The sequence below is a fragment of the Priestia sp. YIM B13489 genome (assembly GCF_042787645.1).
GTDB lineage: Bacteria > Bacillota > Bacilli > Bacillales > Bacillaceae_H > Priestia > Priestia megaterium.
In genome coordinates, this window is the sequence record NZ_JBHZOQ010000036.1 from 499,104 (window position 1) to 514,683 (window position 15,580).

The window sequence follows — 15,580 nt, forward strand, 5'->3', positions numbered from 1 at the left end:
AGTGAGTGGCTTCTCTCGCACGCACATTATCGAGAGATGGCGGATCTAACAAACTCTCTTGCTTCTAAATCTACTTCTTTAATAGTAGATAAACAAGGTTTCTGTATTACAGTATGTTCATTCATTGCTTTTTCAATCACATCTTCAATTTGTAAAAATGTAATGTGACCATCTAAAAAGGCTTGAACAGCTTCTTCATTAGCTGCATTTAAAACAGTCGGAAGTGTTCCACCCGCTTTGCCAGCCTCAAATGCAAAAGCTAAACAGCGAAAACGCTCTTCATCCATTTTAGCAAAGTGAAGCTGACCAATATCCGCCAAACTTAAACGCTTGGTGTCAGGTAAAGACATGCGTTTTGGATACGTTAACGCGTATTGAATTGGCACGCGCATATCAGGCGTTCCAAGCTGGGCAATAACGCTTGTATCAGAATACTCTACCATAGAATGAATGATGCTTTCTTTATGTAACAATACATCAATTTTCTCATAGGGAAGATCAAAAAGCCAATGTGCTTCAATCACTTCTAGTCCCTTATTCATCATCGTTGCCGAATCAATTGTAATTTTAGCTCCCATCGACCAGTTTGGATGATTTAACGCATCTTCAACCGTTACTCCCTGTAGTTCTGCTCTCGTTTTATCTCGAAAGCTCCCTCCAGAAGCCGTTAAAATTAAACGGTCTATTGCTTTTTGATCTTGCCCTTGCAAACTTTGAAAAATAGCTGAGTGCTCACTGTCTACCGGTAAAATATCAGCGCCATATTCCTTGGCTGCTTCCATGACAAGGTGACCAGCGGTAACAAGTGTCTCCTTATTTGCAATAGCAATCGTTTTTCTCATTTTGATTGCTTCTAGCGTAGGAGTCAACCCTACACTTCCAAGAACCGCATTTACTAAAACTTCTGTGGATGGATGAGTTGCCACTTCCACAAGCCCTTCTTCTCCATAAACAAATCGAATAGAAGGGAATTCTGCTTGCAGTGACAGACAATCTTCTTTCTTCATCACAGAAACAAGGGCTGGCTTACACTGCTGAATAATCTTTCTTGCTTCATTAATATTTCGACCTACAGAGATTGCTGAGAGCTCAAAATGCTCCGGATGCGCTCTAACAATATCAACGGTTTGAGTACCGATTGAACCTGTAGCTCCTAACAAGGAAATTTTCTTCAAGTATATTCACTCCTATTAAAACAAAGACATCTTTTTTATAGAGATAATAAAAAAGCTAAAATTGGCATGATGAACATTAAACTGTCAAAACGGTCTAAAATCCCACCATGACCCGGTAAAATTTTCCCTGAATCTTTTACGCCATAGTGACGTTTGAACGCTGATTGTACAAGATCACCCATCTGTCCAAATAACGATACGATAATACCAATTACAAGTAATTCAATCATAGTTTGATCAATATTTGCTAACAGCTTAAATACAATGGCTACTACAATAGCGCATACGACGCCACCAACAAAACCTTCAATTGTTTTATTGGGACTGATTTCCGGCCATAGCTTTCGTTTCCCCATTGCTCGTCCAATAAAATAAGCTCCGGAGTCCGTCGCCCAAATAATAAGAAAAGCAAAGAACAAATAAGCTAACCCGAACTCTTGACGAACCTCGATAAAATAATGAAAGCCAAAGCCAACATATACTGTCGTTAATAAAATAAACCCAACGTCATCGAAGGTAAATTTATTTTTAACTACAACCGTGTACATTAATAAAAGAAGGACAGCAGCAAGCGCTACTTCTATCTTATGTTCACTTAAGAATTGAAATGCAACATCTCTTCCATTTGGTAGTAAAAACACCCAGGTTAGCAATAAACTAATGATACTTGGAAAAGACATTGCTTTCAAATGTTTCATTTTTAAAAGCTCAATTACACCAACTGTTCCGATTACATACATGATAAGGGTAAAAGGTAACCCTCCAATTAAAACAATCGGCACAAATACCGCAAGTGCTACAATCGCGGTGATAATGCGCTGTTTCATCTTGTTTTCCACACCTTCTTATACACCACCAAAGCGGCGACCGCGCTTTTGAAACGCCTCGACTGCTTCGATTAAATGATTTTCTTTAAAATCTGGCCATAATACTTCTGTAAACCAAAACTCTGTGTAAGCTAGCTGCCAAAGCATAAAATTACTTAAGCGAAGCTCACCGCTTGTACGAATAAGCAAATCCGGATCTGGAAGGCTTTTGCTCATTAAATAGGAAGAAAATAAATTTTCTGAAATAGAAGAGGAAGCTACTTTTCCCTGTTCTACATCTTCTACCAATGACTGAATAGCGCCCATGATTTCGTGACGGCTACCATAATTGAGCGCGAAGTTTAAAATCAGCCCTGTGTTATGCTTTGTTTTTTCAATTGCGTTATCCACGGCTCGAATCGTATGGGCAGGGAGCTCACTTTTATCCCCCATAATACGAACTTGCACATTTTTTTCAATTAGCTCAGGCAGAAAGGTTGTTAAAAATTCCTCTGGCAGTTTCATTAAAAACTCGACTTCAGTTTTGGGGCGCTTCCAATTTTCAGTGGAAAATGCATATAAAGTTAATACTTTAACACCTAATTCATTGGCCAATCTGGTCACATGACGCACTACCTTCATTCCTTCATGATGGCCCATCATGCGAGGAAGAGCTCGTTTTTGCGCCCAACGACCGTTCCCATCCATAATAATTGCAATATGCTCAGGAACAGGGTGCTGTTTCACTTGATCTTTTCGTTCTGACAAAGACAGTGTATTTAAATCTTGACTTTTCTTCCATGCTTGAAATTTTCTTAACATGCAAAGGTCCCCCGTTGTACGCTCTCACATAAACGTGTGGCTTATGTGAGTTTTTTCTTACTACACATTATTAACAAAAAAACCCCCTGTAAACAATAGAGGGTCTTTTACAATATATTTTACCTTGAAATGACTTAAACTGCCATAATTTCTTCTTCTTTATCTTTCGCCACTTTATCCACTTTTACGATATGATCATCCGTTAGCTTTTGAATGTCATCACTGTAGCCGCGTAAATCGTCTTCAGTAATTTCACCTTTTTTCTCTAACTTTTTAAAATCATCGTTTGCATCACGGCGTACGTTACGAACCGCAACTTTTGCTTCTTCAGCATATTTTTTCACCATTTTCACTAACTCACGACGACGCTCTTCCGTTAAAGCAGGAATCGATAAACGGATAATAGTTCCATCGCTTGTAGGTGTTAACCCTAAGTCGGATTTTAAAATAGCTTTTTCAACTTCACCAATTTGTGATTTGTCATAAGGCTGAATAACAAGCATACGAGCTTCAGGCACGCTTACTTGCGCCAATTGGTTAATTGGTGTTGGTGCACCGTAGTATTCTACCGTTACGCGGTCAAGAAGTGACGCGCTTGCACGTCCAGCACGAATTGATGCTAGTTCGCGGCTAAATGATTGAATTGCTTTTTCCATTCTTTCTTTTGCGTTTTGCAACACTTGTTTTGGCATGTTTATTTCCCCTTTACAATTGTTCCAATGTTTTCGCCTGTAACGGCACGTTTAATATTGCCTTCTTCCGTAATTGAAAAAACAATTAGCGGAATATCATTGTCCATACATAATGAAGAAGCTGTAGAATCCATAACAGCTAGTCCATCTTTTAAAACATCAATATACGTTAATGTTTCGTATTTTACAGCATCAGGTACAAGCTTAGGATCCGCATTATAAACGCCATCTACGTTGTTTTTAGCCATTAAGATCACGTCAGCTTCGATTTCAGCTGCACGCAAAGCTGCTGTTGTATCTGTAGAGAAATAAGGGTTTCCTGTACCCGCGGCGAAAATAACAACGCGTTTTTTCTCAAGATGACGAACAGCTTTTCTTCTAATATAAGGCTCTGCTACTTGTCTCATCTCGATAGAAGTCTGAACTCGTGTTTGCACACCGATGTTCTCTAAGCTATCTTGAAGGGCCAAAGAGTTCATTACTGTTGCTAGCATTCCCATATAATCAGCAGCGGCACGATCCATACCCATTTCACTGCCAATTTTACCACGCCAAATGTTTCCACCACCAACGACTACAGCAATTTCCACACCTAATTCATAAACGGCTTTTACTTGTTCAGCAACAGATTTGATGATGGACGGGTTAATACCAAAACCCTCTTCACCAGCTAATGCTTCTCCACTTAACTTTAATACGATACGATTATATTTTGCTTGACTCATGCTTACCTCCATCGTTAACGGTGAGATCTCTTTTGTAAAAAAGGGAACACACAGTGTTCCCTATACGGTCAAACCCTTACTTTTTAACTTGGTTCATTACTTCTTCAGCGAAGTTGTCTTGACGTTTCTCAATACCTTCTCCTACTTCAAAACGAACGAAGCTTTCAACAGTAGCGCCTTTGCTCTCAACGAACTGACGTACTTTTTGATCAGGATTTTTAACAAATGTTTGATCTAGTAAGCAAATATCTTCGAAGAATTTGCCAAGGCGACCTTCAACCATTTTTGCAACGATTTTTTCTGGTTTGCCTTCGTTTAATGCTTGTTGAGTTAATACTTCGCGCTCACGCTCAGTTTCTTCAGCAGAAACTTGGTCACGAGAGATGTATTTAGGGTTGATTGCAGCGATGTGCATAGCAACGTCTTTTGCAACAGCTTCTTCAGTTGTACCAGATAATACTGTTAACACACCGATACGTCCGCCAGCATGTAGGTAAGCACCGAATGCATCAGCATCAGTTTTTGTTGCTACAGCGAAACGACGTAGAGATAATTTTTCTCCGATTGTAGCGATTGCAGAGTTGATGTGTTCTTCAACAGTTGCACCGTTTTCCATTTTTTGAGTAGCAGCTTCAGCAGCGTCAGCTGGTTTGTTAGCTAAGATGTGAGCAGCTAATTCTTTTGTTAATTTTTGGAAACCTTCGTTTTTTGCAACGAAATCAGTTTCAGAGTTAACTTCTAAGATAACAGCTTCGTTACCTTGAGTTTCGATGTAAGTTAGACCTTCAGCAGCAATACGGTCTGATTTTTTAGCAGCTTTTGCAATACCTTTTTCACGTAAGAAATCGATTGCTTGCTCCATATCACCGTTAGTTTCAGTTAACGCTTTTTTACAATCCATCATACCAGCGCCAGTTTTTTCACGTAATTCTTTTACCATTTGAGCAGTAATTGCCATAATGTGTAGCCTCCTTGTTTGGGTATGTAATTAATGTATATAAATGGGTTAAATCTTTTCAAAAAAAGGTGATAAAAGGCTATTCCCTCTTATCACCTTTCACGGAATTAAGCAGTAGTTGTTTCAGTTTCAACTGCTGTTTCTTCACCTTGTTTAGCTTCTAGAATAGCATCAGCAACTTTAGAAGTTAAAAGTTTAACAGCACGAATTGCATCATCGTTTGCAGGGATTACATAATCAATTTCGTCTGGATCACAGTTAGTGTCTACGATACCAACGATTGGAATGTGTAATTTTTTAGCTTCCGCTACTGCAATACGCTCTTTACGAGGGTCAATGATGAATAATGCATCTGGAAGTTGTTTCATATCTTTAATGCCGCCTAAGAATTTTTCAAGACGCTCTAACTCTTTTTTAAGTTGAACTACTTCTTTCTTAGGTAGTACTTCGAAAGTACCGTCTTCTTGCATTTTTTCGATATCTTTTAAACGTTTGATACGTTTTTGGATAGTTGAGAAGTTAGTTAATGTACCACCTAACCAACGTTGGTTAACAAAGTACATACCAGCGCGAGCTGCTTCTTCTTTAACAGAATCTTGAGCTTGTTTTTTCGTACCTACGAATAAAACAGTACCGCCGTCTGCAGCTAATTCTTTAACGAATTTGTACGCTTCTTCTACTTTCTTAACTGTTTTTTGAAGATCGATAATGTAGATGCCGTTACGCTCAGTGAAGATATATTTCTTCATCTTTGGGTTCCAACGGCGAGTTTGGTGACCGAAATGTACACCAGCTTCTAGTAATTGTTTCATTGAAATTACTGACATGTGTTTTTCCTCCTAATGGTTTTAAGTCTCCTCCGCTCATTTCATCTTCAGCCGAAACTACAAAAAGTAGCACCATCAACCGAATCAACAAGCGTGTGTAATAACACCAAAAACAAATATAGCACACTCCTTTTTCACAAGCAAGCGTTTCATTAAGTTTATTGATGAAATTTCAATAATAATTTAATTTCAGTTTTCCCTCTGTGTAAATGTTTTGCAATTTCTTCAATTGTTAAACCTTTTCTCTTTAAATAAACAGAAAATTCTTTTATCTCTTCATCTGACAAATCTTGAATTTGGTCTGTAGTTAATTCATCAAAAGGTGTGCGTATATGCTTCTGATTTTCTTCTATAGAAAGAAGTTCATGCAGCGACTGGGACGGCTCACTTTTTAGATCCACCCTTTGAACAGGCACGTCTTCTTCATCTACCAAAGGTGATCTTACGCTGCTTTTTTCCGCTTCCGAAGAAAGCGAAGTGGAACGCTCTCGAAGCTGGCTTAAAAACTGCTCGTTTTGTTCTTGAAATTCAGCGAGATATGAACTCATCGCAGCTTCCATTTTATTTATATTTTGCTGGTGCAAGCGTTCAATCCTTTTCACTTTGGTCACTTGCATATATAAAAGAATAATGCAAAACAGTGATAGACCATGAATTAAAAAACTAACTGTGAGTAAAAACCCCATCCTTTTACCTCTTTGCTAAATTATTTTACTTAAACTCGTACGCATTTTAAACAGCGCTTTCGAATGAATTTGAGAAATACGTGAAGTAGATAGCCCTAACAGCTGTGCGATTTCTGTAAAAGTCAACTCTTCTTTATAGAATAATGAAACAACGAGCTGCTCTTTTTCATTTAGCTGCTCGATAACTTCAGCAAGCTCTTGATATCGTTCTTCGTTAATTAGCTCCTCTTCAGGAGAGAGCGTTTTTTCATCTTTAATCGTATATTTTTGTTCTCCATCTTCATACTCTTTCGGCTGTTCTTCCATTGACAACACGTTAGCCAAAAAGCCTTCATTCATCGTATGAACGACATCTGCTTCTGTCATGCCTACTTCTTTTGCAACCTCACTTGGTGCAACTCTGCGCAAGTACCTTTGTTCAAGTGCTTCTGTTGCTTGCTCAATCCTTTTCGTCTTTTCCCTTGCGCTTCTTGATAACCAATCTTCTTTACGAAGCCCGTCTATTATCGCCCCTCGAATTCGAAAAGACGCATATGTATCAAACTTTAAGTCTCTACCGTAATCAAACTTTTCCAAAGCATCGTAAAGACCGATTAACCCTAAACTACGAAGCTCTTCTTTATGAATATTCTTCGGCAGCCCCACGCTAATCCGCTGAACGTGATAGTTAACGAGCGGCATATACTTTTTAACAAGCATGTTTCCCGCATGTGAGTCTTTCGTCTCTATCCATTCCTGCCAAATTTTATGTTCTTCAACTTCTTGTATACTTTTCAAGGGTCTTTCAACTCCTTTTTATAGCGCTATTAAACGGTCAGAGCGCGCTTTATATCGTTTTTATCCCTTCGTTAATCGTACGAACCTTTAAAATAGCCGTTTGAGGATCAAATTCAATTGTGCGTCCGTTGTGTCCTCCTGTAGCTTTTGCTGCAATTTCTACACTGTTTCTATGCAGCTCTCTCTCTACTGCTTGAACATTTCGAAGGCCAATTCGCATGACATCATTTCTTGGTTCAAATTGAAACATCTGCGCGCCTCCTGCTATTTTTGCTTTTAACAATTTTCTATGTGCGCCTTGTTTAATCAACATATTTATCAAATCAAAAATGGCTGTATCTGCATATTTTGCTCTATTAAAAGGACATTTAGCTCCGCTTGAATCCGGAAGCATCACATGGGCGAGCCCAGCTACTGAGTGAATAGAGTCATAAACGACAACTCCTACACATGATCCTAATCCCGCTGTTCGAAGCACTGCGGGTGCATGTGTAACATTCATCTCGGCAATTCCTACCTTAATTACTTGTTTATCATCTCTCACGATTCTTCAACTCCTAGAACCTTCAGCGTGATATCCATTATTCGTTTGACTCACTGAAGGTGGTCTTCTAAAGAGAGCACTTTAGGTGAATTTAGAAGAACAATTAAACGGCTATCTACTTTAACGACTCCGTTTAAGTATTCTACAGCCGTTCCTTCAACTGTTTCAGGCACTGAAGCAATCGTTTTTTCATCAATATCCACTACATCATTTGCCGCATCGACAATCAAACCTGCTTCTACATCATTAAGACGAACCATAATAATACGTGTCAGCTCATGGTTAAGCTGTTCTTGCAAGTTAAAACGAGTGCGCAAATCAATAATCGGTGTAATAACACCGCGAAGGTTAATAACACCTTTTACATATTCTTTTACTCCAGGAACGCGTGTTATGTGCTGAATCTTTTCAATCGACTGCACTTCTTCTACTGAGATTCCGTACTCCTCGTCTCCTAATTGAAACACAATAATTTTCATGCCTTTCTCCCTTTCTTTTTACAGCATTTGTTATTTAATCAAAGCGTTGCAATCAATGATAAGTGCTACTTGTCCATCCCCTAAAATCGTGGCTCCTGAAATAGCAAACACACCCGGCAGATAATGACCTAGAGATTTTAAAACAATTTCCTGCTGACCGATAAAAGAATCAACAATTAGCCCAGCGGTCTTTTCTCCTTTTTTCACGATGACTACTGAATAACGATCACCTTGTACTGAGTTAGGCACAGTGAATAGTTCTTTTAAATCAAGAAGAGGAATAATGGCTCCTCGAAAGTCAATAACCTTTTGACCGTGTACATGCATGACCTCTTTGGGCTGAACAATAGCTGTTTCAATAATCGAAGAAAGCGGCAAGGCATAGCGCTCTTCACTCATTTGCACGAGTAAAGCAGAAATGATAGACAGAGTGAGCGGCAGTTGAATAGAAAAACGCGAACCGTATCCTTCGTTAGAATCGATCGTTACAGAACCCCCTAGCGATTCAATCGTGTTTTTCACGACATCTAAACCTACTCCTCGTCCGGAAACATCTGAAATTTGCTCAGCCGTCGAAAAGCCCGAAGCAAAAATGAGCTCGTACACTTGTTTATCCGTCAGCGTTTCAGCTGTTTTCCCATCAATAATTCCTCGATCCAACGCTTTTCGCAGTACCTTTTCACGATTGATGCCCGCCCCGTCATCTTCTAAATCAATAAAGACATGATTTCCGCTATGATAAGCTTTAAGGCGAATCGTTCCCTTTTCATTCTTTCCGTTCTCTAAGCGTGCTTGAGGCATTTCAATTCCGTGGTCAACGGCATTTCTTAATAAGTGAACAAGCGGATCTCCAATTTCATCAATGACGGTCCGGTCCAGCTCTGTATCAGCTCCGACAATTTGAAGTTCAATTTGTTTCCCTAAATCTTTTGAAAGCTGTCTCACCATACGGGGAAAACGATTAAAAACGGTTTCTACAGGCACCATACGCATATTTAAAATAATCGTTTGCAAGTCTCCCGAAATACGAGACATCCGCTCTACCGTTTCGTCTAATTCGCTATTATTCAATTCTTTTGATATTTGTTCTAACCTGCCTCTATCAATAACTAGTTCTTCAAACAAGTTCATGAGACTGTCCAAACGGTCAATATTAACTCGAATCGTCTTGTTATTTGAGGGCTGTCTTTTCTCTTCAACAGGCGATTTAGAAGGTGCTGACACAGTAACTTCCTGTATGGCTGCTGCTACTTCTGGTGAAACAAGCTCCTCCATTTCTGTCTCCTTTTTTACGGGGACCGCAGCAATTTTCACACTTTCTACTTCAGAGACTTCCATAATGCTCGCCTGCAGCTTTTCTTGTGATTCGTTTGTTACTAATATAACGATAAAAGATGATTCAAATTTTTCTTGTTCGATATCTTGAACAGTTGGCGCTGACTTAATGACGTCTCCTGCTTGCTCTAACACATCAAATACCATATAAGCGCGTGCAGCTTTTAATAAGCAGGTGCGTTCAAGCTGTACGGTTATTTCAAACGCGTTAAACCCTTGGTCTGCTGTTTGGCTGAGTAGCGTTTGTACTAATTCATCGTACTCAATGGAAGAAGCTGCATGCTGTGCTACGGGTTCCTCTGCTACAATACGCTGCAGCTTTTGAACAAGCAATTTGACATCAAGCTGACCATCGCCGCCTTCAGAAATAGATTGAACCATTATTTCTAGCGCATCGACTGATTCAAACAAAGCATCAAGAACTTCCGTATGAACGTCGAGTTGGTGATTTCGAACAGCATCTAACACGTTTTCCATTTTGTGAGTTAATTGTGCTAAATCATCAAATCCCATTGTTGCAGACATACCTTTTAACGTATGAGCAGACCGAAAAATTTCGTTTACATAGCCAAGATCATCGGTATTTTTTTCAAAACGCATTAGCTGGTCATTAACGTTTTGAAGATGTTCCCTGCTTTCTTCAATAAACACTTCTAGATATTGATTCATATCCATCGTAACTTTCCCTCCTATTTCTGTGCGTAGCGAGAAATAAAGCTTCCAACGTTTCGCAGCGGTTCAATATAATCAACAAGTTTTGTAGAAACGGCTGATTTGGGCATCCCATAAATGACAGCTGTTTCTTCCGATTCAGCCAATATAAGCGCGTCTTTATTTTTCTTTAAATCAATAACCCCTTCCGTTCCATCGGCACCCATTCCTGTCAACACAATAGCAAGTTTTTGATAACCTAAAATTTTACTAATCGACTGAAACAAACGATCCACTGAGGGGCGATGTCCCTTTACAGGTGAAGAAGTATCTAAACAAATGCTGAGCTGTCCTTTTTTCTCTACAACCGTCATATGAAAACCTCCAGGCGCAATATAAGCACATCCTGAGCGCACGATTTCATTGTCTTTTGCTTCCTTCACTTCAATAGCAGCTAGCTGATTTAGTCTAACCGCTAATGATTTTGTGAAATTTGGAGGCATATGCTGCACAATAAAAATAGGTGCGTTTATGTCTTTTGAAACAGTTGATAATACTTCTTGCAGCGCCCGCGGTCCTCCAGTAGAAGTGCCAATACAAATCATTTTGTTCACTTTCGTCCCCATCGGGAGGTTATATACACTGCTGTTTTGCACGTGCTGATGACTGCTTGAAGATATGTTGGCTTTACTAGCAAGCAATAGTTTAGAGATAAGCTCATCTTTCACTTTATGTAAGTCCAGCGAAATAGCTCCCGAAGGTTTAGCAACAAAATCAACTGCGCCGTACTGCATAGCGGTCAGCGTATTTTCAGCACCTTCTATTGTTGTACTCGATAACATGACAACAGGAAGGGGCTTCACACGCATGAGCTGTTTTAACATATCTAAGCCATTCATTTTGGGCATTTCAATATCAAGTGTCACAATGTCTGGCGACAGCTCGAGCGCTTTTTTTAACCCTTCTTCACCGTTGCGTGCGGTACCCACAACGTGAAAACGACTGTCACATGCTAAAAAATCGCCGATTAGTTTTCGCATAAATGCAGAATCATCTACAATAAGCACCTTTATTTCATTCACTCTAATTTCCTACCTTTCAAGAAAAAATCGTTTGAGGCGCCGAATAAACATTCCCTCGTTTTTAGCCGTTATCCTATTGTCTTGGGGAATAAGAATACTCACCATTTCTATTAGTGATATACTCGCTTTAGATGCTGGATTTTGAAGCAAAAAAGGCGTTTGGCGATTGACCGCTTTCTGAACAGCTTGATCGTTTGGTACAATACCTAATAGAGAAATAGATATGTTCAAAAACTGCTGAACAGCTTGGCTAAATCGTTCATACGTCTCATTTCCTTCTTTGTCAGAAAGCGTTTTGTTAATAATAAGACGAACCGGTGCTGATACAGAATAGGAAGCTGCTAGCTTAATAGCAGCGTAGGCATCTGTTATAGATGTAGGTTCTGGTGTTGTGACCACGATCATTTCATCTACAGCTTTTAAAAACTTAAGCACACTCTCTGACATGCCCGCTCCCATATCAAAAATCATATAATCATATTGATTTGTTAACGAATTCAATTCTTGTATTAAATGAACAAGGTCTGATGGAGACCATTCAAATACAGAGGAAATTCCTGTTCCACCAGCCACATAAGCTAAATTTTGAGGACCTTTTTTAATAATTTGCTGGATGGAAAGCTTTTTTTCTAGCAAATCGACCATCGTATATGAAGCAGTTTGCCCAATCAAAATATCAATATTTCCCATCCCTATATCCATGTCAAAAAGAAGAACTCTTTGCTTTTGCTTCGTTAGCGCAAGAGATAAGTTTAATGATAGATTCGACTTTCCAACTCCCCCTTTTCCGCTTAACACGGCTAGTGTTTTACAATTCCTTAAAGAGCTTTGATGCTTCTTTAACACTTTTTCTCTTAAGACTGCTGCTTGATCATTCATCTTTACAATCTCCAAACACATCGTCAATAAACTCTTTTATTTTAAATGCCGAAACATCTTCTGGTACATCCTGCCCATTTGTTGTAAAAGCAGCCCGCTTGCCGCAATGATATAACATATTTAAAAGCGAGCCTTTACGGGTGGTTTCATCTTGCTTCGTAAAAATCAATTGATCAACAGGCAGACTAGCAAAACGTTCATATACAGCTTTCATATCTGATACTTTTGACGTTAGGGCTAAAACAAGAAACGTTTGCAAATTTTCTTGAAACGTAATAATTTTCTTTAAATCATTTACATATTGCTGTTCCAAAAAGTTACGGCCTGCTGTGTCAATAAAAATCACATCGTATGCTTCTGTTTCTAGCAAAGCTTTTTTAAAATCTGCTCCGTTATAACAAATCGTTAAAGGAGCATTTAAGATCGAAGCGTACGTCTTGAGCTGCTCAATCGCTGAAATTCTATACGTGTCAGTTGTAATAAATGCTATTTTTTGATTGTGTTCCAGGACACATTTTGCGGCCAATTTAGCAAGAGTTGTTGTTTTACCGACACCTGTTGGTCCTACTACACTTACATATTTTTTGAAAGGACCGCTCCATTCACTTGCTTTAAACTGATTGACAAACCAGCTCTTCGTCCACTCCATAAGTTGGTTTAAGTTAGGGCGATGTAAGTAGTAGTACTCTAGCATAGGAGCCTCTATGCTTTTTAAAATAGCTTTGTCTATTTCTTGCAAACGCAAATAGGCAAACACATCCTCCACTGCTTCTGGATATGAACCTGAAGAAACCTTTGGCATTTGATTCATTTGTGAGACAAGAGTATTTAACTCACTGAGCTGCTGCTTCATAAAAGATTGATTATCTTCCGTACTGGGTTCTGGCGGCGACGAATTCTTCTTTACGCTCAGCTTTTCTACGGAATCGACAGCTGCCAATACTTCTATTTTTGCCTTAGTAAATAAGCCAAGAAACCCTCCTGTTCGAATTTGTTTTGAATGTAAAATAACCGCTTCCTCACCTAAATCTGAACGAATGGCTTTCATAGCTTGCGGCATAGATGCTACTACGTATTTTTTTACTTTCATCAGATATCCACCACTCCAACACTTTGAACTTCAACATTTGCTTCTAGCTCGTTATATGATAAAACTGCCATATGGGGAAAATACCGCTCAGTGATTTGGCGCACGTACATCCTCACCGCAGGAGAACATAACACAATTGGAGACTGTTCTTGAAAAGAAAGTGTTTCTGTTTGCTTGGCTATACTTTCTACGATAGCTTGTGAAACGTTAGGGTCTAGTGATAAATAATTCCCATGCTCCGTTTGTTGAACAGCTTCCGCCATCGTTTTTTCAACTTTTCCTGAAAGGGTAAGAACTCGAAGCAGACCTTCTTGGATCGTATATTGACTGGTAATTTGTCTTGCGAGCCCTTGCCGGACATATTCAGTTAACAAATCGGTGTCTGACGTCATTTTTCCGTAGTCGGCCAGCACCTCAAAAATAATGGGTAAATTTCGAATTGAGACGCTTTCTTTTAAAAGCTTTGCCAGTACCCTTTGAATGTCTCCAACGGAAAGAGGATTAGGCGTTACTTCCTCAATTAAAATAGGATATGTTTCTTTTGTGTGATCGATTAGTTGCTTTGTCTCCTGCCTTCCAATCAGCTCATGCGCATACGATTTTATAACTTCTGTTATGTGCGTAGACACAACCGAGGGCGGGTCAACAACGGTATACCCGAACATCTCAGCCTGCTCCTTCACCGACTCACTAATCCATTTTGCAGGCATCTTAAAAGCTGGCTCTAACGTATCAATTCCTTCAATCAAATCATCATCCATTCCCGGACTGATTGCTAAATAGTGATCGAGCAGCAGCTCCCCTTTTGCCACTTCATTGCCCTTTATTTTAAGACAGTATTCGTTGGGCTGAAGCTGAATGTTATCTCTGATGCGAACAACCGGAATGACTAATCCTAGCTCAAGTGCCAGCTGTCGCCTAATCATCACAATTCGATCGAGCAGATCGCCTCCTTGATTCGTATCAGCAAGCGGAATTAATGCATACCCAAATTCAAATTCAATTGGATCAACGCTTAATAGATTGACAACACTCTCCGGACTTTTCATTTCATTGTCTTCCATCTCTTCTTCAGTAGGCGCCATTTCTTCACGAACCGCCTGATGCTTAGCCCGAGACAAATAATAACCTCCCACTCCTAACAAAATAGCAATAGGCATTGTAATAACATCATTAATTGGCGTAATTAAACCAAGAGCCGCAATCGTTCCCCCAGTGACATAAAGCATAACTGGAAAAGCAAACAGCTGCTGTGTAATATCTTCGCTCAAATTGCCTGTTGAAGCAGCTCTAGTGACGATAATACCTGTCGCTGTTGAAATCATAAGGGCTGGAATTTGACTCACTAACCCATCGCCTACTGTTAACAAAGTAAAGGTTTGGGATGCTTCAGTGATGGACATTCCCATTTGCAGCATGCCGATAATAATTCCAAACAAGATATTAATAAGGGTAATGACAATTCCTGCAATCGCATCACCTTTGACGAATTTACTAGCTCCATCCATTGCTCCGTAAAAATCTGCTTCGCGCTGAATTTTTTCACGGCGGTCAATTGCTTGCTTTTCTGAAATCATACCTGCATTTAAATCTGCATCAATGCTCATTTGTTTACCCGGCATCGCATCTAAGGTAAAGCGTGCGGCTACTTCAGAAACACGCTCCGCTCCTTTTGTAATAACGAGAAACTGAATGATAATTAAAATAATGAAGACAACAAAGCCCACTAACGGATTGCCTCCAATAACGAAGTGGCCAAATGTTTCCACCACTCCGCCTGCTTCTCCTGTTCCTAAGATTGAACGTGTTGTCGATACATTCAAACCTAATCGAAACAGCGTAAGAACCAGCAGCAAAGACGGAAATACCGATAGCTCTAAAGGTTCTTTCATATTCATGGAAACGAGCAGTACAAGCAGCGCAAGAGAAATGTTAATCATGATTAAAATACTTAATAACCATGAAGGCAACGGAATAACAAGCATAACGATAATGAGTACAACACCTATAACAACTGGCAGTTCTCTTGCAGACATTAATTTTTCTCTCCTT

General features: G+C 39.5%; 16 protein-coding genes. All 16 read right to left on the reverse strand.

What is annotated here, in order from left to right; genetic code table 11:
- Positions 1-26 precede the first annotated feature (26 nt).
- Positions 27-1,175: a 1-deoxy-D-xylulose-5-phosphate reductoisomerase gene (dxr, locus tag ACFX4W_RS04345; protein ID WP_162214901.1), complete on the reverse strand. Its 1,149-nt coding sequence runs from the start codon at positions 1,173-1,175 to the stop codon at positions 27-29.
- Between the two features lie 35 nt (positions 1,176-1,210).
- Positions 1,211-2,002 (reverse strand): phosphatidate cytidylyltransferase, encoded by a 792-nt coding sequence (locus ACFX4W_RS04350; RefSeq protein WP_014458463.1) that lies wholly within the window; start codon positions 2,000-2,002, stop codon positions 1,211-1,213.
- A gap of 18 nt (positions 2,003-2,020) precedes the next feature.
- The gene (locus tag ACFX4W_RS04355) at positions 2,021-2,803 is read right to left on the reverse strand and encodes an undecaprenyl pyrophosphate synthase (RefSeq protein ID WP_028410833.1); all 783 of its coding nucleotides are present in this window, start codon (positions 2,801-2,803) and stop codon (positions 2,021-2,023) included.
- 134 nt (positions 2,804-2,937) lie between these two features.
- The gene (gene frr, locus ACFX4W_RS04360) at positions 2,938-3,495 is read right to left on the reverse strand and encodes a ribosome recycling factor (RefSeq protein WP_013058847.1); all 558 of its coding nucleotides are present in this window, start codon (positions 3,493-3,495) and stop codon (positions 2,938-2,940) included.
- Positions 3,496-3,497: 2 nt separating this feature from the next.
- Entirely contained in the window at positions 3,498-4,220 is a 723-nt protein-coding gene (gene pyrH / locus ACFX4W_RS04365; RefSeq protein WP_013058848.1) for a UMP kinase, read from the reverse strand.
- Between the two features lie 76 nt (positions 4,221-4,296).
- On the reverse strand, positions 4,297-5,178 hold the full coding sequence (gene tsf / locus ACFX4W_RS04370) for a translation elongation factor Ts (RefSeq protein WP_013058849.1): 882 nt from the start codon (positions 5,176-5,178) through the stop codon (positions 4,297-4,299).
- A 107-nt stretch (positions 5,179-5,285) separates the two neighbouring features.
- The gene (gene rpsB / locus ACFX4W_RS04375; protein ID WP_013058850.1) at positions 5,286-6,005 is read right to left on the reverse strand and encodes a 30S ribosomal protein S2; all 720 of its coding nucleotides are present in this window, start codon (positions 6,003-6,005) and stop codon (positions 5,286-5,288) included.
- A 158-nt stretch (positions 6,006-6,163) separates the two neighbouring features.
- A complete protein-coding gene (locus ACFX4W_RS04380; protein ID WP_043976509.1) occupies positions 6,164-6,691 on the reverse strand; it encodes a hypothetical protein in 528 nt (175 codons plus the stop codon).
- Between the two features lie 15 nt (positions 6,692-6,706).
- Positions 6,707-7,468 carry a FliA/WhiG family RNA polymerase sigma factor gene (locus ACFX4W_RS04385; protein ID WP_043976506.1) on the reverse strand — a complete coding sequence of 254 codons (762 nt, stop codon included), beginning with the start codon at positions 7,466-7,468 and terminating at the stop codon, positions 6,707-6,709.
- A 49-nt stretch (positions 7,469-7,517) separates the two neighbouring features.
- Complete coding sequence (locus ACFX4W_RS04390) at positions 7,518-8,012, reverse strand: chemotaxis protein CheD (RefSeq protein ID WP_016765382.1); 495 nt, start codon at positions 8,010-8,012, stop codon at positions 7,518-7,520.
- A 50-nt stretch (positions 8,013-8,062) separates the two neighbouring features.
- Positions 8,063-8,491 carry a chemotaxis protein CheW gene (locus ACFX4W_RS04395; RefSeq protein WP_377559247.1) on the reverse strand — a complete coding sequence of 143 codons (429 nt, stop codon included), beginning with the start codon at positions 8,489-8,491 and terminating at the stop codon, positions 8,063-8,065.
- Between the two features lie 30 nt (positions 8,492-8,521).
- Positions 8,522-10,501 (reverse strand): chemotaxis protein CheA, encoded by a 1,980-nt coding sequence (locus tag ACFX4W_RS04400; protein ID WP_165575839.1) that lies wholly within the window; start codon positions 10,499-10,501, stop codon positions 8,522-8,524.
- A gap of 14 nt (positions 10,502-10,515) precedes the next feature.
- Positions 10,516-11,559, reverse strand: coding sequence for a protein-glutamate methylesterase/protein-glutamine glutaminase (locus ACFX4W_RS04405; RefSeq protein ID WP_043976501.1), 1,044 nt, complete (start codon positions 11,557-11,559; stop codon positions 10,516-10,518).
- Positions 11,560-11,568: 9 nt separating this feature from the next.
- Positions 11,569-12,438: a MinD/ParA family protein gene (locus tag ACFX4W_RS04410; RefSeq protein WP_043976499.1), complete on the reverse strand. Its 870-nt coding sequence runs from the start codon at positions 12,436-12,438 to the stop codon at positions 11,569-11,571.
- Complete coding sequence (gene flhF / locus ACFX4W_RS04415; RefSeq protein ID WP_043976497.1) at positions 12,431-13,528, reverse strand: flagellar biosynthesis GTPase FlhF; 1,098 nt, start codon at positions 13,526-13,528, stop codon at positions 12,431-12,433. The genes ACFX4W_RS04410 and flhF overlap by 8 nt, the downstream gene beginning before the upstream one ends.
- The gene (flhA, locus tag ACFX4W_RS04420; protein WP_043976495.1) at positions 13,528-15,564 is read right to left on the reverse strand and encodes a flagellar biosynthesis protein FlhA; all 2,037 of its coding nucleotides are present in this window, start codon (positions 15,562-15,564) and stop codon (positions 13,528-13,530) included. The genes flhF and flhA overlap by 1 nt, the downstream gene beginning before the upstream one ends.
- Positions 15,565-15,580: the final 16 nt, after the last annotated feature.

Excerpts from the sequence above, each read along its gene's own strand:
- ACFX4W_RS04350 (WP_014458463.1), bottom strand. The coding sequence starts at position 2,002 with ATGAAACAGCGCATTATCACCGCGATTGTAGCACTTGCGGTATTTGTG.
- ACFX4W_RS04355 (WP_028410833.1), bottom strand. The coding sequence starts at position 2,803 with ATGTTAAGAAAATTTCAAGCATGGAAGAAAAGTCAAGATTTAAATACA.
- frr (WP_013058847.1), bottom strand. The coding sequence starts at position 3,495 with ATGCCAAAACAAGTGTTGCAAAACGCAAAAGAAAGAATGGAAAAAGCA.
- pyrH (WP_013058848.1), bottom strand. The coding sequence starts at position 4,220 with ATGAGTCAAGCAAAATATAATCGTATCGTATTAAAGTTAAGTGGAGAA.
- tsf (WP_013058849.1), bottom strand. The coding sequence starts at position 5,178 with ATGGCAATTACTGCTCAAATGGTAAAAGAATTACGTGAAAAAACTGGC.
- rpsB (WP_013058850.1), bottom strand. The coding sequence starts at position 6,005 with ATGTCAGTAATTTCAATGAAACAATTACTAGAAGCTGGTGTACATTTC.
- ACFX4W_RS04380 (WP_043976509.1), bottom strand. The coding sequence starts at position 6,691 with ATGGGGTTTTTACTCACAGTTAGTTTTTTAATTCATGGTCTATCACTG.
- ACFX4W_RS04395 (WP_377559247.1), bottom strand. The coding sequence starts at position 8,491 with ATGAAAATTATTGTGTTTCAATTAGGAGACGAGGAGTACGGAATCTCA.
- ACFX4W_RS04400 (WP_165575839.1), bottom strand. The coding sequence starts at position 10,501 with ATGGATATGAATCAATATCTAGAAGTGTTTATTGAAGAAAGCAGGGAA.
- ACFX4W_RS04410 (WP_043976499.1), bottom strand. The coding sequence starts at position 12,438 with ATGAATGATCAAGCAGCAGTCTTAAGAGAAAAAGTGTTAAAGAAGCAT.
- flhF (WP_043976497.1), bottom strand. The coding sequence starts at position 13,528 with ATGAAAGTAAAAAAATACGTAGTAGCATCTATGCCGCAAGCTATGAAA.
- flhA (WP_043976495.1), bottom strand. The coding sequence starts at position 15,564 with ATGTCTGCAAGAGAACTGCCAGTTGTTATAGGTGTTGTACTCATTATC.